This is a genomic window from cf. Phormidesmis sp. LEGE 11477, from assembly GCF_015207105.1.
Lineage (GTDB): Bacteria > Cyanobacteriota > Cyanobacteriia > Phormidesmidales > Phormidesmidaceae > Phormidesmis.
In genome coordinates, this window is sequence record NZ_JADEXO010000036.1 from 1 (window position 1) to 17,286 (window position 17,286).

The 17,286-nt window shown below is 50.9% G+C and carries 17 protein-coding genes; 11 read left to right on the forward strand and 6 right to left on the reverse strand.

Translation table 11 applies throughout. The features are described from left to right. Positions 1-326 precede the first annotated feature (326 nt). A complete protein-coding gene (locus IQ256_RS12375; RefSeq protein WP_193855857.1) occupies positions 327-608 on the forward strand; it encodes a hypothetical protein in 282 nt (93 codons plus the stop codon). A gap of 256 nt (positions 609-864) precedes the next feature. Here the strand turns inward: IQ256_RS12375 and menB are convergent, their stop codons facing one another. Further along, entirely contained in the window at positions 865-1,734 is an 870-nt protein-coding gene (gene menB / locus IQ256_RS12380; RefSeq protein ID WP_193855858.1) for a 1,4-dihydroxy-2-naphthoyl-CoA synthase, read from the reverse strand. A 180-nt stretch (positions 1,735-1,914) separates the two neighbouring features. On the opposite strand from menB, the gene hemJ reads away from it, so the two are divergent. Next, a complete protein-coding gene (gene hemJ, locus IQ256_RS12385; RefSeq protein ID WP_193855859.1) occupies positions 1,915-2,496 on the forward strand; it encodes a protoporphyrinogen oxidase HemJ in 582 nt (193 codons plus the stop codon). 260 nt (positions 2,497-2,756) lie between these two features. After that, the gene (locus IQ256_RS12390) at positions 2,757-2,915 is read left to right on the forward strand and encodes a chlorophyll a/b-binding protein (protein WP_006454757.1); all 159 of its coding nucleotides are present in this window, start codon (positions 2,757-2,759) and stop codon (positions 2,913-2,915) included. Positions 2,916-3,056: 141 nt separating this feature from the next. Here IQ256_RS12390 and IQ256_RS12395 read toward each other — a convergent pair whose 3' ends face one another. Next, positions 3,057-3,416, reverse strand: coding sequence for a hypothetical protein (locus IQ256_RS12395; protein ID WP_193855860.1), 360 nt, complete (start codon positions 3,414-3,416; stop codon positions 3,057-3,059). Positions 3,417-3,603: 187 nt separating this feature from the next. Here IQ256_RS12395 and IQ256_RS12400 point away from each other — a divergent pair, with 187 nt between their 5' ends. The 3 genes from IQ256_RS12400 (at position 3,604) to IQ256_RS12410 (ending at position 5,798) form a co-directional block, all read left to right on the forward strand. After that, positions 3,604-4,458 (forward strand): ABC transporter ATP-binding protein, encoded by an 855-nt coding sequence (locus tag IQ256_RS12400; protein ID WP_193855861.1) that lies wholly within the window; start codon positions 3,604-3,606, stop codon positions 4,456-4,458. A gap of 45 nt (positions 4,459-4,503) precedes the next feature. Continuing rightward, positions 4,504-5,250, forward strand: a complete 747-nt coding sequence (gene scpB / locus IQ256_RS12405; RefSeq protein WP_193855862.1) for an SMC-Scp complex subunit ScpB — start codon at positions 4,504-4,506, stop codon at positions 5,248-5,250. A gap of 167 nt (positions 5,251-5,417) precedes the next feature. Next, positions 5,418-5,798, forward strand: a complete 381-nt coding sequence (locus tag IQ256_RS12410; protein WP_193855863.1) for a DUF760 domain-containing protein — start codon at positions 5,418-5,420, stop codon at positions 5,796-5,798. A gap of 18 nt (positions 5,799-5,816) precedes the next feature. Here the strand turns inward: IQ256_RS12410 and IQ256_RS12415 are convergent, their stop codons facing one another. Then, on the reverse strand, positions 5,817-7,076 hold the full coding sequence (locus tag IQ256_RS12415; RefSeq protein WP_193855864.1) for an HhoA/HhoB/HtrA family serine endopeptidase: 1,260 nt from the start codon (positions 7,074-7,076) through the stop codon (positions 5,817-5,819). A gap of 294 nt (positions 7,077-7,370) precedes the next feature. Between IQ256_RS12415 and IQ256_RS12420 the strand changes: the two genes are divergently transcribed. Further along, entirely contained in the window at positions 7,371-8,243 is an 873-nt protein-coding gene (locus IQ256_RS12420; protein ID WP_193855865.1) for a M23 family metallopeptidase, read from the forward strand. 197 nt (positions 8,244-8,440) lie between these two features. Continuing rightward, a complete protein-coding gene (locus IQ256_RS12425; protein ID WP_193855866.1) occupies positions 8,441-9,604 on the forward strand; it encodes a hypothetical protein in 1,164 nt (387 codons plus the stop codon). A 40-nt stretch (positions 9,605-9,644) separates the two neighbouring features. Here the strand turns inward: IQ256_RS12425 and IQ256_RS12430 are convergent, their stop codons facing one another. Then, a complete protein-coding gene (locus IQ256_RS12430; RefSeq protein WP_193855867.1) occupies positions 9,645-10,916 on the reverse strand; it encodes a CCA tRNA nucleotidyltransferase in 1,272 nt (423 codons plus the stop codon). 194 nt (positions 10,917-11,110) lie between these two features. Here IQ256_RS12430 and IQ256_RS12435 point away from each other — a divergent pair, with 194 nt between their 5' ends. The 3 genes from IQ256_RS12435 to IQ256_RS12445 are packed head-to-tail and all read left to right on the forward strand — an operon-like array spanning position 11,111 to position 13,750. Beyond that, a complete protein-coding gene (locus IQ256_RS12435; protein ID WP_193855868.1) occupies positions 11,111-11,392 on the forward strand; it encodes a Ycf34 family protein in 282 nt (93 codons plus the stop codon). After that, a complete protein-coding gene (locus IQ256_RS12440; protein ID WP_193855869.1) occupies positions 11,373-13,481 on the forward strand; it encodes a serine/threonine-protein kinase in 2,109 nt (702 codons plus the stop codon). Before IQ256_RS12435 ends, IQ256_RS12440 begins: the two co-directional genes overlap by 20 nt. A gap of 56 nt (positions 13,482-13,537) precedes the next feature. Beyond that, a complete protein-coding gene (locus tag IQ256_RS12445; RefSeq protein ID WP_193855870.1) occupies positions 13,538-13,750 on the forward strand; it encodes a hypothetical protein in 213 nt (70 codons plus the stop codon). Between the two features lie 5 nt (positions 13,751-13,755). Here the strand turns inward: IQ256_RS12445 and murJ are convergent, their stop codons facing one another. Together murJ and IQ256_RS12455 are read right to left on the reverse strand one after the other, a co-directional pair. Next, positions 13,756-15,354 carry a murein biosynthesis integral membrane protein MurJ gene (gene murJ / locus IQ256_RS12450; protein WP_193855871.1) on the reverse strand — a complete coding sequence of 533 codons (1,599 nt, stop codon included), beginning with the start codon at positions 15,352-15,354 and terminating at the stop codon, positions 13,756-13,758. Positions 15,355-15,505: 151 nt separating this feature from the next. Beyond that, positions 15,506-17,278, reverse strand: a complete 1,773-nt coding sequence (locus tag IQ256_RS12455) for an ABC transporter permease (RefSeq protein ID WP_228024827.1) — start codon at positions 17,276-17,278, stop codon at positions 15,506-15,508. Positions 17,279-17,286: the final 8 nt, after the last annotated feature.

Here is a 17,286-nt window from a genome sequence, read left to right on the forward strand (position 1 = left end):
GTGTATCTTCCACAAATTCTAAGAATAGAGGTTCTCCTATTAAGAAAGACTACAGTTCTTCTTATTAACGTGCTGTCTCTCTCACAAATGGTGACCATAAACAGATGATCCCCAAAGAGCAACCGTCCTTTGAAACGGCTGTAATCCGCATAGGCAAACATGTTTCACTTCTTAATCGAAATCTGAAGAAAATGTAAACATGAGATAAGCACTTTTCTGATTGATTCACTTTTACTGGCAACAGATTCGGGTTCTTTAATGTTAGAAAACTGCTTATTCAACTGGGTCATTATGAAGTTCTAGAATATAACTTAAGAAACTCAATTATGGCTGCTTCAAACTGTGAGATAAGTCGTTGCGGGCTGTGTCGGTTCTATGCCCATGAGGGTAGGCGCGGTGGACATTGTAGTCAGCTTAGCGTCCCTGTGAATGCGCGCTGGACCGCTTGCTGCTTCTCGGATGCACCCTTCACAGACAGCTCCCAGTCTTCATCGGGGATCGCGAAATGGATAGCGACGACTAAACGGATGAGTCAAGATCAAGTTAGCCCAGTGGTGATACCTACTAATGATTCTGAAAAGATTGCCTGCTCAGTAATTGCTAACTAGTTTAGTTAGGTGATCCCAATGCCCAGTTCTGGCCGCTTAACCTATTAGGGATCGCAACATAAAAAATTAAGCTGCTTTGAGGATTAGGATGAAACACCTATGCCTCAATAGACGGCATAGGTGTTTTTATAGCAATTCTCTTAGGGGTGCCGGGACAATATCCCCGTGGTGCCGAACATATTCTCTCGGTGTCGGATACACCCTTATATTGGCTGAGCTAGATAATGGCCGAGCTAGCTTCGATAGCAGCAGCTATTTACGGCAGCCAAGGATACTTCTTGAAATCTGGCTGTCTTTTTTCTAAGAAGGCTTGCTTTCCTTCAGCGCCTTCTTCACTAAGGTAATAGAGCAGTGTCGCATTTCCGGCCAGCTCTTGTAGACCTGCTTGGCCATCACAATCGGCGTTGAATGCCGATTTTAGGCACCGAATAGCAATTGGGCTCTTTTGAAGAATTTCTTGGGCCCATTGAATGCCTTCTTTCTCTAGCTGGTCAACTGGCACCACGGTGTTGACTAAGCCCATGTCTAAAGCCTGCTGTGCGTCGTACTGGCGACAAAGAAACCAGATTTCACGCGCCTTTTTTTGACCGACAACTCTGGCTAAATAGCTAGCACCAAATCCGCCATCAAAACTGCCAACCTTTGGACCGGTTTGGCCGAAGATGGCATTATCCGCTGCAATGCTAAGGTCGCAGATCAGATGCAGCACGTGTCCGCCACCGATGGCATACCCTGAAACCAGCGCAATGACAACCTTAGGCATAGAGCGAATCAGCCTTTGCAGATCGAGAACATTGAGCCTAGGAATGCCATCTTCTCCGACGTAGCCCGCCGCTCTACGGACGCTCTGATCGCCACCAGAACAGAAGGCGTATTTACCGTCTGTGTGTGGCCCCATACCCGTCAACAAAACGACGCCAATGGTCGTATCCTCTCTAGCGTCGCAAAAGGCATCGTACATTTCAAAAACTGTTTTAGGGCGAAAGGCATTGCGTTTGTGAGGGCGATTAATGGTGATTTTGGCTATGCCATCAGCTTTGTGATAGAGGATGTCTTCGTATGCATTGATAGGTTGCCAGTTAATAGAGTGTGAGGTTGAGGTGGGGTGGGGCGTGGATTCAGGCATAGGGCAGCGTCCGAATAAAGAGCAACGTTAAGAACCTATGAGCTAGGCGATCAAAATATAAGCTGCTAGCGGAAAATAAAGGGCACGGTACCGAAGAAAGTTTGACAGCCAGATTAAAGGGGCTATGTCTTCGTCGGTCCTTTTAATCGCGACTCTTCATAAAACAGGCAGAGATATTTGATGGCTTATTACTGGTTCAAAGCGTTTCATATCGTGGGTGTGGTGGTCTGGTTTGCGGGCTTGTTTTACCTAGTGCGCCTGTTTATCTACCATGTGGAGGCAGAAGCAGAGCCAGAACCTGCTCGTAGCATTCTAAAAAAGCAGTATGCAATCATGGAGACCCGACTGCTGAAAATTATTACGACGCCAGGTATGCTGCTGACGCTAGCAATGGCAGGCGGATTGCTGTGGCAGCGTCCAGATGTACTGCATGAGGGCTGGATGCACGCTAAACTAGGCTTTGTAGTGCTCTTGGTCGCTTACCATATGTACTGTGCGAAGCTGCGTAAACAGCTAGCGGCTGGCGAATGTAGCTGGGGACCCAAGCAGCTAAGAGCACTTAATGAAGCACCGACGCTATTGCTAGTGACCATAGTAATGCTGGTTATCTTTCAAAATAGCTTTCCGACGAACGCAACTACCTGGCTAATAGCGGGTCTGGTGCTATCGTTTGTGATCTCGATCCAGCTATATGCTCGCAAGCGCCGTCTGGACAAAGAGCGCGAAGTATCCGACCTAGCTATTTCTGAGCAGATGTCTTAAGAACACCAAAGAAAACGTCAGAAGGGGAACAGCGGTAGGGGAACATGGGAAATTTAGGAATCTTCCGAAGATAAACTTAGGGTTTCCAGCTTTTGGCACTCTTGATCTTGAAGATGTTCGCAGAAATTTCTCAAACTATATCGAAAGATACAGTCAAGATTTGTAAGGTTCGTTAACATATGTTCATGTTGCTTAAAGGTGTAGAGGTCATTGCTCTACATCTTGAGGCGGAAAAATAGCCAATTGAGGAAACTGCAATAATGGAAAATTCACCTACTACTAACGAACCCGCTAAGCTAGGCTTTACAGAGTTTGCTGAGACCTGGAACGGTCGACTAGCCATGATTGGATTCGTCTCTGCGATCGCAGTCGAATTCGCAACTGGTAAAGGCATCCTTAGCCAGCTTGGCTTGATGTAGATAGTCAGTTCATTGCATCCGAGCTGCAGTGAAGCACATATTTGATAAGAATAAGCTTAGTTTTTCTAGGTTTAGAAAAACAATAGGGGCTCGTCATTTTTGGCGAGTCCCTTTTCTATTGCCTTTTCTATTGGCAGAGACTCATGATTGGTCGTAAGGCCAAGGCAATTCTTCGGCGGCTTCTGGTTCTTCTGCATAGGCATCGGGATCTAGCCAGGTTGACATCGTTCTTAGCTCAGCAGGAATCTCGTCATCAGGCTCAAACTCTAGCTGAGTTTCTCGAAGACCTAAATAGCCGGATTCTGCAAAAGAGGTCAGCATCCGAGTCAAGGCGATCCACACCCGCTCTTCAAACTCCCATTCCTTTTGAAACGGCGCTCGATCGGCTATAGACTTGAGCGCCCAAAAGTAGCTATTTCGGACAATTGACCCTTTCTTTTTGTAAGCTGGAACGTCTTCGTTGCGTAGAAAGAGAACGCCGTTGTCTATTCTGGCTCGCATGAGGCGGTAAGTATGTAGTGAGAAAATGGAAGGTAGAGCAAGTATAGGAATCTCTTAGGATTTAGCTTTATGGTGCTTAGCTTTATAGCATTTAGCTTCATAGGGCAGAGATTGTAGCTGCCGGTGATGGTGCCGGCTCAGTGCGGATTGATATAGGCTGAAGATAAATTGATTGGATCTCAAACCGATGGTTGCGGCAGTGTCTCTGCAAAACGTTCACAAAGTCTATAACAACATATGCGTAGTCAACGATTTGTCTTTGGCGATTGAGCCAGGCGAGATCTTTGGACTTTTGGGACCCAACGGCGCGGGCAAATCAACGACCATTCGAATGTTAACAACCCTAGCGCAGCAGACTCAGGGCGATATTGTGGTAGCAGGCTACGATATCAGCCGCCAGCCCGCCCAGGTTCGTCGGCAAATTGGTGTGGTGCTGCAGCAGGTTAGCATCGATGCGGATATGACCGTTTGGGAAAATATGGAATTCCACGGGCGGATGCATCATATTCCAGCAACAAGGCGGCAGGATGAGATTCGCCGCTGGCTAGCGTATGTGGGCCTGAGCGATCGCACCAATGACAGAGCTAAAACGCTCTCTGGCGGCATGAAGCGCCGTTTACAGATTGCCAGGGCGTTGCTGCATCAGCCCAGCATCTTATTTTTAGACGAGCCGACAGTAGGATTAGATCCACAGACCAGACGACGGCTGTGGGAAATTATCCTAGAGCTAAATCGGGAGCATAAGATGACGATGCTGCTGACGACACACTATATGGAAGAGGTGGAATACTTGTGCGATCGCATCGGCATTATGGATAAAGGCGCACTGATTGAGAGCGGCACCCTAGCCGAGCTACGCCAAAAACATGGCGAAGGCATCGTCATGAAACAAACGGGGGATAGATGGGAGTACTTATTCTTTCCGACGTTGGCCGCAGCCAACCACTATCTCGATCAGCAGTCAGACAAAACAGGCATGATGACAAGGCCCGCCAACCTAGAAGACATTTTTGTAGAGCTGACCGGACGGAATCTAGACTGACCCTAATGAGTCAGCGTCAGCGCTTTAAGAGCAAAGAGGTAATTAATGTCTCAGCTAGCCAATACAATTGAGGCGATTCTGTATTTGAAGGCGCAGCCCCTAAAGATTAGCCAGATCGCAGAATTTGCTCATTGCGATCGCGAGACGGCAGAAGAAGGACTCATTGCGCTCATGAGTGAGTACGCTCATCGTGAAGGTGCCTTAGAAATTGCAGAAACTGAAGATGGCTACGCGCTACAGCTACGAGAAGTGTACAAACCTTTGGTAGATACGATTGTCCCTCTAGACATCGGTCTAGGAGCACTGCGAACCCTCTGTGCGATCGCGCTACGCGGCCCCATCGCCCAGAGTGAGCTAGTCGAGGTGCGCGGCTCGGGCGTCTATCAGCATGTCCCTGATTTGGTCGACCAAGGCTTCATCAAAAAAAGACGTCAGGCAGATGGCCGATCTTCCTGGCTGCAGGTAACTGAAAAGTTCTACCAGCACTTTGAAATTGATAAGCTGCCCCAAATTTCTACGCTGAGGCTGCCAAAGCAAAAGCCCAACCAGGAGCCCCGCCAAGCACCCCCTCAAGCGTCCCATCAAGAGGCCAGTGAAAATACCGATCAGAGCCCCAGTGAAGAAATTGGTGAGGAGATTAGTAAAGAGGCGGTTGAAAAGACCGGTGAAGACAGCGATCGCCAGGATAGTGAAAGTATCAGTCGCTCGACTTCAGAAGAACTCATAGAAGCCGGTACAGAAGAAGTCGTGGTAGAAGAGAGTGCGGTAGAAGAGGTTGTCTCAGAAACCTAAGAAGCTGTCGATGCACAGTGTTATCCGCTAAGCTATGTGTGGTCAGCCGACAAGCATAGATTTCCTTGATTCGCAGAAAGTTTTACACGTGCTGCATTTGTGGGGGAACCTACCAGTTCTAAGAGCGGTTCCTACGGCTAAGCTAAGGTCAGTTATTCCTTATCCATATGGTTTTCAATCCTGAAAGCGCGGACTTCACCAATCTCAACTCAGAAGAGGGCATGACGAATGAGCTGTTGGACTACCTCCAGCACCAGCCCCCCGAGGTCCTTAGCAGAGTGGCACAGTCTGTCAGCGGCGAAATCCGACAGATCATTTCTCACAACGTTCAAGGATTAGTCGGCGTGCTGCCCGCAGATGGGTTTAGTGTGCAAGTTAGCACCGATAGAGAAAATTTAGCGGGCCTGCTAGCCTCAGCCATGATGACAGGATATTTCCTACGCCAGATGGAGCAGCGAATGGAGCTAGAAACCAATCTGTCTAGTTCCCTAAGCTCAGATTTGGACTCAGATTTGAACCCAATAGATAAAAGCAAGGCTGAAGAGTAATTCAAGGCCGAACGGAAACTACGGCAAAATGTCAGGAAGAGCAGTTGGCTTGATACTGATATTTCGAGGCTGTCCAGCGCGAATAATGCTGACTTCTAGCTCCTTACCGATGTCGCCCTTGTCGACTTGAGATTGAACGTCGGTAATGTTCTCTACGGCATTGCCCCCAACCTTGGTAATCAAATCGCCCCGCTTTAGGCCGGCAGCTTCAGCTGGCGTGCCGGGCATGACTCGAACAATCACCACACCTTGATCGGCGCTGATAGTCACATCTATATCTTCGTTCTGGTTGATGCGATCGCGCATTTCCTCATTCAAATCCTCCATTTGAATCCCTAGATAAGGATGCTGCACCTTACCCGTTTCAAATAGCTGATCTGAGATCCGCTTAGCCGTTTCGATCGGGATCGCAAAACCTAGTCCCTGAGCGTTCGCTCGAATTGCCGTATTCATGCCAATGACTTCGCCGCTGGCATTGAGCAGCGGCCCACCAGAGTTTCCTGGATTAATCGCTGCGTCAGTTTGAATGAACTGAACTCGCTTGTTAGTAATACCGACCTGAGTACTGGAGCGATCTAAAGCGCTAATGATGCCAGCGGTGACCGTATTGTCTAAGCCGAGCGGATTACCAATTGCGATCGCCCACTGCCCTGGAGATAGATCATCTGTTGTGCCCAAAGGTGCGCTTGGTAGGTCATTTGCATCGATCTTGATCACGGCGACATCTGTCACTTGGTCAGCACCGACGACTTCTCCTGTGAATGTACGACCGTCCTTGAGCGTCACCTCTACCTTGTCAGCGCCTTCAATCACATGGGCATTGGTCATCAGCTTGCCATCAGCACTCAAAATGAAACCAGATCCAGTGCCCTGCTCCAATCGTTCTGGAAGCTGTGGATTGAGCGGGCGCTGAGATTCACCATCTTCTCCAAAAAACCGCTCAAACAGGCGGCGTTCAAAAGGGTCATTGAGGCTGCTGAGCGACCTAGAGGCGTCAATTCGCACTACGCTAGGACCGACTCTATCTACCGCGCTAGCAATGAAGTTGGCTTCGATTGGTAGCGCACTAGCAGGCAGCGTCGTGACATTTTCTTGAGCAGTTTGAATAGCAGTAGGGCTCTGCAACTGAGCGCTCTGTAGTGGATCGTTCTGCACTTGCCCGCTATTGCCGAAAACAAAATCTGCCTGTTGAATATAGGTATGCCCAGTCCAGCCTACGCCTACGCCCACCAATACCAGGATTCCGCCCAGCCCTAACTGTTTAGGAGAAATCCTCATGCTTACTGCCTTGAAACGATAGTTAATGCCAGAAATATAGAGGCATTTCCACTACTTTAGCGAGTTCTGTTGCCTTTGGGCATGACTGTGAGGCCAACGTTTTTGGTTTGTGTGTCCTGATAGAGGCGATCGCTCACTGAAAGATCAAGCCAGGCGCATTTTCCTGCAATTCCTATGCTAGGTCGTCATTGGCCTGAGCTAAGCACGGGGAACTAGAGCGGTCAGCGACTAGTCATTAGCTACCATCAGAAGAAATTGCCTGTGTTCGTTATTAATCCTTGACCGAAAATGTTTATGCGGCGTCTCCCTACTCTCTCTTTGGTTGCGATCGCGCAGCTATCTATTCTAACGTTGACTTTGCCGTTAGCCAGTGCTGCTGTGGCCGCTAGCTGTCCGGCAGCACTCTCACAGCTACAGCAGCACCAGGCCACCGCTGGCGAAACCTTAGAAACCATAGCGGCTCGCTACAACCTACGACCCGCTACGCTAGCTCGGTTTAACGGAGACTTGAACCTGTCCTCAGGCGCTGCTGTCCGCGTCGGACAGGAGATAGTCATTCCCCCCTTCGATGGTCAAGTAGTTGCTGTGACGGCTGGCAGTAGCTGGCAGACTTTAGCTGAACAATACAACAGCCGGGCAGATCTACTGTTTGAAATCAACGGCTGCGTTAGCCAAGTTCCTAGCCGAGTCTTTATCCCCGGTGCCAATAGAGGGATCAGCAGAACGGTGACGGCGGCCAACCGCGACGCGATCGCACCACAGCTACCCGGCTATCCTTTATCACAGCCTGCGGCTATTCAACTGAGCTATGGCTGGCAGCCACACCCTAGCCAAGACGAAGTTGTGTTCAATAGCGGTCTCGCGTTTGGGGTGCCTGTTCCCACTGAAGTAAAAGCGGTGGGCGCTGGGACCGTCGCTTTTGCCGGGGAAAGAGAAGGCTACGGTCAATTGCTAGTCATCAACCATGAGCAGGGTTTGCAGACGAGGTACGCCAATCTAAATGAAATTTCCGTCAGTGTAGGACAGTCTGTGTCAACAGGGACTACGGTAGGAGCAGTAGGAGCAGACCAGCCCACCTATCTGTATTTCGAGGTTCGTCGCAACTCACCTTCAGGATGGATTGCTCAAGATCCGGGTGAGTATCTGCCAGCGCTAGAACTCCGTTAACTTTGAACGCCATCAACTTCGAACTCCATTAATTTCACGGAACGGTTTTAAAGAGTTTTGATGTTATTCCAAAGAAAACTGAGGTTAAAACTAGCCAACCGTTCAATATGCCTCTACAATTCCGGTAACTTTTAGGAAAGAGGCTCTCTATAGAAACTCTTTACACGATGCCCTAGCAGCCAGAGAGATTGACAAGTATGAAGCTTCCCATAGCCAGCCTCAATAAAGTGAAGCTTCAGAGCCTCAAACCCTTTCAGGCAATTGCTGAAAAGCTCTCTTCTAGCAAGGCCCGTCTAGCTGGCACTCATCAGCTCACCCGCGCCCAGACCGAAGAAAGCGCGAAAGCAGGAAGTACAAAGGAGGGGCAGTCAGCAAAGGGCCATTCAAAGGAAAAGAACGCTTATCAAATAGCCCTAACGCTGCTGTTGGTTCGCCCCTGGGTGCTAGTGCTGGGCTTTTGGATATTCTCGATGGGGATTGGCACTCTGGCGCTCGGTGGCATGTTGAGTCCTAGAAGATTGACCAGGGCGCTACCAGAACCCACGACTAATACACCAGTAGCTAGCTCTAATCGGTCTGCTGATACTCTGAATTCAGACTCGGCTGCTCTAGCTGAAGCTGGCGATGCTGCGGCTGTAGAGAATACAGGTTCGACTGACACTAACGCAGCAAATGGTAGTCAGTTGCCTTTGGCGCTGCCGCTCGTTTTACTAGTCAGTGCCTGTGCGGTAGGCTGCTTCGTAATTTCGAGGCGGCGGGCAATGAAAATGGCCGCTGCTAGAGCGCGAGTTCGAAAAGGGTCTGGCAGTTTGAAAATTAGTACAGCCACAAGTAGTGCTAGCCCTAGCAGAGCAGGCGCTGGTAAGACCAACAGGAATAAAGCGGAGGGGAGAGTCGGTATTACAGCGGCTTCCGTGCGTCCGGTTAGAAAGGCATCCATACGCACGCTCACCAAAGCTATCCCGACCGTTAAGACAGCGGCTAAAGCGGCTAAAACATCAGCCAAAAAGCCAGCTAGTATCTCTTTCCCGAAGTTTAGTAATCTTTCTGCTACCTCTCCTTCGCAGCGGCGATCGCGTTCCAAAACTGGCCGGGCTGCTCGAGCGGCAGTTAGGTCGGCGGGGAAGAACAATCAGGTCTTAGCATCTCGGGCGACGGCGGTGCGCTCTAGCGCTCGCTCTCAACAGGCCCACTCTCAACAGGCTCGGACTCTACTGAGAAAAAATACGATCCGAGCGGCCAGTCGGCGGCAACAGCCCATGGTGAGTGTTGTACCAGCTAGCGAGTCTCATACTTTGGACTGGCGCGAGGCTAGTCTGGCGCATCAGATGGATGTACGTCCTCACCGCTCAGCGATGTGATTTTGACAGTCTGAATTTTGGGATTCTAAATTTCGGCGCTCTAAATTTTGGGATTCTGAATTTCAATCCCGTGGTTGTGCTGCTTGATCCAGGCGATCGCATCCGCTTGGGTGCTGATTTTACCTTCTGCCTGGGCCTGTTCGACGGCGGCTAGCAGCTTGCCAATCTGAGGACCAGGGGCAATGGCTAGCTGTCGCATCAGCAGCTTTCCACTGAGCAAAGGCTGAGCGTGGGCGATCGCATCTTCTGGGTCTAGAAACCGATCGATCATCGGCTTTAGCACTGACAGCTCCACACCCTGGGCCAGAGCAAGTAGCGCCACCGATAAAAAAGCATCTCCTACCCGCTTGAATAGGAAGAACTGCCCAGCTCTATCCATCGAGCCGCTACGGAGTTGTTCAATGGCAGGTGCCGCTTGAATTAGCTTTAGAACAATCTTCGCTTCAGCGCGGCTGTATTTGAGCTGAGCGAGCTCTTGCGCTGCAGAGTCAACATCTGAGCTAAGCAGACAGCTAAGCTTAGCCGCTTTGATCCAGCTACGATAGCAGCCAGGTGGAGCGGGCTGACGCCAGCCGTTTAGCCGTTTGGCATCAGCGGGATAGGCCGTTTGGAGCTGGGCGATCGCATCGTCAATCGCCCCGATCAGCTCAATGCTCTTGCAATCAAACTGGGGTAGACAAAACGCTAGCAGCCGATTGCGCCAAATAGAACTAAGCCAGGCGCTACCGGCTGAGCTGCTGAGCAAGGCATCAAGCTCGCTACGAACCCGCTCCATCGATATTTGCTGAAGCTTGGGCGCGAGCTGTCTGATAGCAGCTTGAGTATCACTTTCTAGCGTGAAACCTAGCTGCGCGGCTTGACGATAGGCTCTCATTAATCGCAAAGGGTCATCGGCTAGATTTTGGTAGCTGACCATGCGTAAGGTTTTGGCATCGAGATCGGCCTGGCCACCCAGCGGGTCAATGACGGTTTTGCTGTGTGGATGGAAGGCGATCGCATTAACCGTAAAATCGCGCCGCTGCAAGTCATCTTCGATGCGATCGCCCTGCTGCTGGGCGAAATCGACCGTCATTTGGCCGAACACGACCCTAGCGATCTGTCTGGCCTCATCCAAAACGACAAATCCTGCACCATACTGCTGCGCCAAGGCTGAAGCGGTTTCTATCGCATGATGCGGCAGCACCAAATCCAAATCCAGGTAATCAGACCGCCGCTGTAAAAGCTGGTCGCGAACGCTACCACCGACTAGATAGCTAGCATCGGGCAGCGCCTCAATAGAAAAAGGCCAGGTTTCAGGAACAAAAGGGGACATGCAAATGGACGGTAACCGCAGCGCTTGGGTGTTTGCTGATAAGTTGCTCGCTGAATATCAGCAACAAAATGGCAATCACAACAGTCCGTCATTCTATCGCCAATATCACTCCAAACCGAGAATCAGAATATCTCTAACGATCAGCTCTAAAAATCTTACGCTACAGTAAAACAAAGCGACCAGAGGGCTGGCCTATGTGTATTTGCGTTAACTGTCAGTACGTTGATAGCTGCATCACTTACCACGCGGTGGAGACCAATCACCAGCAGCCACATCTGACTGAGCTGCCCAGCTTTGAGCCGACTAATCCGACGATCAACGCCAATATCATGCTGCCAAAGGTAGAGGTAAAAGGCGAGAAGATTGTTCAAGAAAGTGAGTTTGGCTTTGAATATGACGTAGTCGGGTGTGAGAGCTTTTCTAAAGATATGGGGAAATGGGCTAGGCTACGCCCCGGTGAAGCGATTCCTACCTAGTGTTCAGACTCGTGCTCAGGCCAGTGCCCAGAGAATGATGATGGTCTACTGTCCTAATCCTGTCTGTCCAAAGCCAGAGAATCCTAGCACCGCAAATTTTTGTCAGGCATGCGGCAGTGCCTTAACGGTGAGCGATCGCTATCGTCTCAAATCGCTCTTGGGTAAGGGTGGATTTGGTCGAACTTTTTTGGCGACGCAACTGACGACCGAATCTGCTGGCGAGGGCGAGGGCCGATCACCCGATCGCCCTCCTTTATGTGTTGTCAAACAGATCTATCTTGGGGTTTCTAGCCTAGAGTCGAAGTTTGGCGCAGAGGCCCAGCGGCTACGACGGCTAGGAGAGCATCCCCAAATTCCTCGGCTGATAGAGGCGATCGCATCTACGCAAGGCTATTTTCTAGTCCAGGAATATGCGCCCGGTCAGAACTTGCAGCAGAAGATAGAAACCAAAGGGGCATGGACAGAAGATCGGGTGCGATCGCTTCTAGAATCGCTGGTGAACGTTCTGCAATACGTTCATAGCTTTCAGATTATTCATCGCGATATCAAACCCGCCAATATTGTCAGCCCTAGTATTACGAGCGATCGGAAAGTAACGCTGCCGATACTAGTCGATTTTGGGGCGGCGAGATCTATTCGCCACAGCGAGGCTAAGACTATCATCGGCAGTGCTGGCTATGCAGCGCCGGAGCAGTCGATGGGACAGGCAACCTTCGCTAGCGACGTGTATAGTTTGGGACTGACCTGCCTCTATCTGCTGACAGGACTACACCCCTTTGATCTGTACTCGGCTGTAGAAGATCGGTGGGTTTGGCAAGACTACCTACCAACGCCCGTTGAAGATCGATTCGCACAGGTGCTGAACCAGATGGTGGCGCGTTCTTTGCAGCAGCGCTACGAAAGTATGGAACAAGTTGCCCTCGACTTGCAATCTTCTCAGAACCTGCTAGTTGAGGGCTCTCAAAAAATTATTACCCACGCTAAGCGATCTGTTCCAGGACTCAAAAGCGCACTGGGTTCAGCTAGCAGCACAGCGCTCAATCGGCTGTGGTCTGCGGGCCAACAACAACTTTATAAGATAGCTACTGCAAAGACGGCCACCTCATCTACCGTGATTACTCGCGAGCAAACCTGGCGGCGGCGGCATCGGCTAGCACCAGACATTGGGCTGGTGCGATCGCTTTCTATCAGCTCAGATGGCCGAATTTTTGCCAGCGGTGGCATTGATGGTGCTGTGCGGCTATGGAAACTGCCCAGCGGCAAGCTGATACATTCTTTTACTCGTCGCTTGCTAGTCAGAACAGGCCATGCAGCGGCAGTCACAGCCCTAACCTTTCATCCCGATGGCAAGGCGCTCTACAGTGCTAGCGAAGATGGCACGATCAAAGAATGGGACAGGGCAGGGCAGTGTTTGCTCAACACAGTGCCGACTGCTGGTTGGACACCCAATGACTTGCTAGTAAGCCCGGACGGGACTCAGCTAGTCAGTTCTAACAGCGATGGCCAAATCGTAGTTTGGGATATTGAGACGCTGCTACCGGCTGAACGGTTGACTCAGCATCAAAAGCGAGTGACAGCGGTAGCGATATCCTATCGAGGTGAGCTGCTAGTGAGCGCTAGCGATGATGGCACCGTGAAGCTGTGGAAACGCCAGCAAATAGAAGGAAAATGGCAGCTTCGACTGGCTAAGAGTCTGACCGTAGTCCCGCAAAAAGAAGGGGGCGTGAGGGGGGCGATCGCGCTTGCTCTACAGACGTGTGATCAAGTATCTGGCTATCGACTGATCGTGGCAGCTTCTACCGAAGTTCTTCGGTATGACGTTAACGAGCATCTAGAAATTTCTGCGCCGATTACGCTTTATCGATCTACTTATGAAATCAAGGCGATCGCGCTGAGCCCAGATGGACATCTAGCAGTCGGCGGCGAAGAGCGTAGCTTGACCCTGTGGAATATTGAACGTGGCGACTGTGCGGCAAAGCTGGCGCATGACTGGGGCATAGAGGCGATCGCCTTTTCTCCCGATAGCCAGACACTAGTTACGGCCAGTACAGACGAAGTCATTTCTATCTGGCAGCGTAACCACAGCTAAATATGCTTTCAGGTTGCTGGGCATGCTGAGAACGTAGCTCACAGTTTGAAAGACCTATGAACAGGCTGATTACAGTTCTTGGAACGCTCGCCCTGATAGTTATCTGTTTATACGCTGGACTAGCACTGCTAGATGTTGGATTAGATATTAGTAGAGGTCTCTGGTATTGGATGCGTTACGACCTTTTGCCGGGTCTAGTTTGGGCGATTGGGCTTGGCGCTATCATCTGGGTTATCTGGGGTTTAGTCAGCCGCAACAATCGTATCTAAAAGCGTTAGCGGCCCAGCTTCTGTCGAATGCGCTGCGCTAGCAAATCGGCTTCAGGTATCTTGAGCACGATAGTCAGCAGGGCAAAGGTCACTAGCCCGACGCTGCCTGCTATACACATTTGAATCACATTTGCCAAAAAGCCTTCTGAACCAACGATGCTTGCTAACCCTCCTCGGGTAAACCAGCAGGAGACACCGCTCAGGAAACTTGCAGCCGTGATGACCGCAATGCTGCGAGCCCAGTCCGCTACTGGCAATCCATCAATTTTGCGTGCTAGCAGCACCGTCATTGCAATTAGCGAAACAATATTCACGCCGATGGTGGCCACGACCAGCCCCGGCGGTCCCATTAGATTAAACAGCACATAGTCTAAAGCTGCATTCGTCACAATATTAACCAGGCTGATATTAAACGGCGTTTGGCCATCGCCTAGTGCGTAAAACACCCGCACCATCACGTCCCGAGCCAGATAGACAAACATGCCAGCGCCATAGGCAATTAGCATTACACTCACCAGGGCAACCGCATCTTCATCAAAGGCACCGCGCTCATAAACCACGCTGACAATCGGCCTCGCCAGCGTGACAATCAGCGCACTGAGCGGCAGCATGGTCAACGCGACTAAGATCAGACTCTGACGAATACGCTGCTTGAGTTCGGGCCACTGATCAGGCAGGGTGAGACGGGAGAAGATCGGTAGAAAAGGAACTAAGACAATATTAGAAATGATGCCAAGCGGCGCTTGGATCAGTAGGTTGGCAAAGTTCAAGGAGGCTAAGGTACCTGGGACTCTAGCGGCAAAGTACAGATCGGTATAGACGTTAATTTGCAAGCTGCCAGAAGAAAAGGTCGCCGGTGCCAGCACCTTGAGCACATCGCGAACGCCTGGATCTTTAAGTTTAAATCCTAGCTTCGGTCGGCCTAGTCCAGACTTCCATAGGGCTGGAACTTGAACCAGCCATTGCAAGATAGCGCCGATCAGTGAACCTAAAGCCAGGACCATGCCGCCAATCATCAGATTGCTAGGATTGCTAATATCGCCGCCGAGAACCAGCCACAGAACGCCGAGACTGACCATCACCGCTGAACTAGAGAGCAGCGGACTAATAGACGGTAGCCAGTACTGATCGGCGGCATTGAGAGTACCAAAACCAATACCAATGAAGCCCGCAAACAGCGTAATCGGAGCCATGATCCGTAGCTGCATGACTGCGATCGCCCGGCTCTCTAACCCAATTTCTGTCGCACTAAAGCCCTGTCCGATGAAGCCGATAATCGGATCGGCGAACACAATTAGCAGCACGGTTACAGCCGTTAGCACAATCGCGATCATCGTCGTAACCGTTTCGACTAGCGGCGCAATCTCTTCTTTTTTGCGTTTGGCGACGACGCTGACAATGGCACTGTGAAACGGCCCGTTGATCCCACCGAGCAAAATCAGCAAAAACCCAGGAATCACATACGAAATGCTGTAGGCATCGGTCACTGGCCCCGTACCAAACGCAGCGGCGATCACGGTCTCTCTTAGCAGGCCAAACACCTTACTTAGCAGCGTCGCGGCGGCTACAATTCCGGCAATTCCTGCTAGCGATCGCTTACCCAAAATAATTCCTCACAAAAGCCCGTTCTAGAAGCTGCCTACTAGGACACATCCACAGCAGATCGTATTATTCCGAAAATTCTTGGACTAACCCTAAACCCGATCAGTCACATTTAATCATCGCAGGACTAGAGCAAACTCGACGAATACAAGATCAGCGCACCGCTGATCTCATCTGGGCGCTAATCGTGTCAACGATGATGGTTAAGCCGATAAAAACCAGCAGCGTCGCGGCTAGGCCGCTATAGTCAAAGCTGCTGAGCTGTTCTGTCATCAGCCTACCCAGTCCACCAACGCCCACAAGTCCGACAATCACGGTTTCGCGTAGACAGACCTCCCAACGATAGAGAATATAGGCTAGGAACCGAGCGAAATTAGCGGGCAAGATCCCATAGAATACGATGCCGCTGCCAGAAGCGCCGAGCGATCGCAGTGCCCGTAGTGGCCTATCTGGGAGATTCTCATTCACCTCTGCCATTAGCCGACCCAGAATCCCAAAGTTGTGAATCGCCAGCGCCAGCGCCCCTGGCCAAACCCCTGGATACATTCCAAAAACAATAATCAGTGCCAGTATCGGCGCAGGAATCGCCCTGGCCGCGAGCAAGATCAGCCGCGAGAGCAAAAGAACCAGATGACCACCGCCCCAGCGACTAGCCGTCCCAACACTCTGCAACAAGCCACCCGGCAAAAAGAAGTTTTGAGCTGCCGGAAAGGAAAAGAGAACGCCGCCGATTCCCGCTAGGTTAATCGCTAAAACAGACATGGCAACGGTCTGGAGCGCCAGCGGCACCAAAGAAAAAGAGAGCGCCGATAAAACCCGATCTGGTGTGACTTGGCTAGCTAAGTCGATCAAAAAGGGAGGTGATCGGCCTATTCGCGCCCAGCCGAGATCAAGGTAGGCAAAACATAAGGGAATAGAAAGCGCGATCGCCAGCCAAGAACCCCAGATAAAGAAACGATTTCGCTCGGTGGCAGCCCTTCTCTTCTGCGCGTTTGTTCTTCTCGCAATATCCATGCGACTGACAAAGCCCATCTGCCGCCTGAGTTTCGCACTCCATGTATCGACCAAGCCATTGAGTAATATCAGCGCGTAAAAGCCCGTCCAAACCTCTGCATACTGCAAAGACTGCCAGCTCAGGAAGATCTGCTCGCCCAGTCCGCCCGCGCCAATAATGCCGAGCACTGCCGCCGCCCGCAGCGAACATTCAAACCGATAGAACCCGTAAGAAATTAGATTTGGTAGCGCCTGTGGCAACTGCGCGTAGAAAAAAGCAGTCACTGGATAAACGCCGCTGTTGACCAAAGCATTCAAAGGCTCAGCCGGCGTCTCGTCGATAATTTCGGAAAAGACTTTGGCAGTGATCGCACCAAAAGGAATGGCGATCGCACACACGCCCACAATCGGGTCTAGTCCCAATACATTTAGCAGCAGCAATCCCCAGATCAGCTCATGAATTGCCCTGGGCACCGCCAAGCCGCCGCGCAGCACCATCCATATGCCTTGACCCACCGTGCCCGGCAAAAATATCCTCCACCAAAGCCGAGAGCAAGCAACCCCAAAAATCAGTCCAATGACTAAGCTGAGCGTCGTGCCACAGACCGCAAAGGCAAACGTTGCTAGCGCTGCTTTTGCCATCACCCAGAGGAAAGCAGGAGATAGCTCAGGGCGAAAGCTAGCGGATAGAAACTGATAGATCGAAGCGCATCCGCCCCAGTTCAGCTCGGGCGTGCCCGATACTCGTAACGCCCAGAGCGTGAACAAAAACCATAGGAAAAGAACAAACAGCCTTTTGAAATTGGCTTTGCTAGTAAATGGCTGGGGCGATCGCTCACCAGATGGTTTATTGCCGGACAGTTCATTACCGGGCAGTTCATTACCAAGCGGCTCACCAGAAACCTTAGAAACGTCAGTAGAAAAGTTCTTCAAGGGGGGAT

Excerpts from the sequence above, each read along its gene's own strand:
- IQ256_RS12375 (WP_193855857.1), top strand. The coding sequence starts at position 327 with ATGGCTGCTTCAAACTGTGAGATAAGTCGTTGCGGGCTGTGTCGGTTC.
- menB (WP_193855858.1), bottom strand. The coding sequence starts at position 1,734 with ATGCCTGAATCCACGCCCCACCCCACCTCAACCTCACACTCTATTAAC.
- hemJ (WP_193855859.1), top strand. The coding sequence starts at position 1,915 with ATGGCTTATTACTGGTTCAAAGCGTTTCATATCGTGGGTGTGGTGGTC.
- IQ256_RS12390 (WP_006454757.1), top strand. The coding sequence starts at position 2,757 with ATGGAAAATTCACCTACTACTAACGAACCCGCTAAGCTAGGCTTTACA.
- IQ256_RS12395 (WP_193855860.1), bottom strand. The coding sequence starts at position 3,416 with ATGCGAGCCAGAATAGACAACGGCGTTCTCTTTCTACGCAACGAAGAC.
- IQ256_RS12400 (WP_193855861.1), top strand. The coding sequence starts at position 3,604 with ATGGTTGCGGCAGTGTCTCTGCAAAACGTTCACAAAGTCTATAACAAC.
- scpB (WP_193855862.1), top strand. The coding sequence starts at position 4,504 with ATGTCTCAGCTAGCCAATACAATTGAGGCGATTCTGTATTTGAAGGCG.
- IQ256_RS12410 (WP_193855863.1), top strand. The coding sequence starts at position 5,418 with ATGGTTTTCAATCCTGAAAGCGCGGACTTCACCAATCTCAACTCAGAA.
- IQ256_RS12415 (WP_193855864.1), bottom strand. The coding sequence starts at position 7,076 with ATGAGGATTTCTCCTAAACAGTTAGGGCTGGGCGGAATCCTGGTATTG.
- IQ256_RS12420 (WP_193855865.1), top strand. The coding sequence starts at position 7,371 with ATGCGGCGTCTCCCTACTCTCTCTTTGGTTGCGATCGCGCAGCTATCT.
- IQ256_RS12425 (WP_193855866.1), top strand. The coding sequence starts at position 8,441 with ATGAAGCTTCCCATAGCCAGCCTCAATAAAGTGAAGCTTCAGAGCCTC.
- IQ256_RS12430 (WP_193855867.1), bottom strand. The coding sequence starts at position 10,916 with ATGTCCCCTTTTGTTCCTGAAACCTGGCCTTTTTCTATTGAGGCGCTG.
- IQ256_RS12435 (WP_193855868.1), top strand. The coding sequence starts at position 11,111 with ATGTGTATTTGCGTTAACTGTCAGTACGTTGATAGCTGCATCACTTAC.
- IQ256_RS12445 (WP_193855870.1), top strand. The coding sequence starts at position 13,538 with ATGAACAGGCTGATTACAGTTCTTGGAACGCTCGCCCTGATAGTTATC.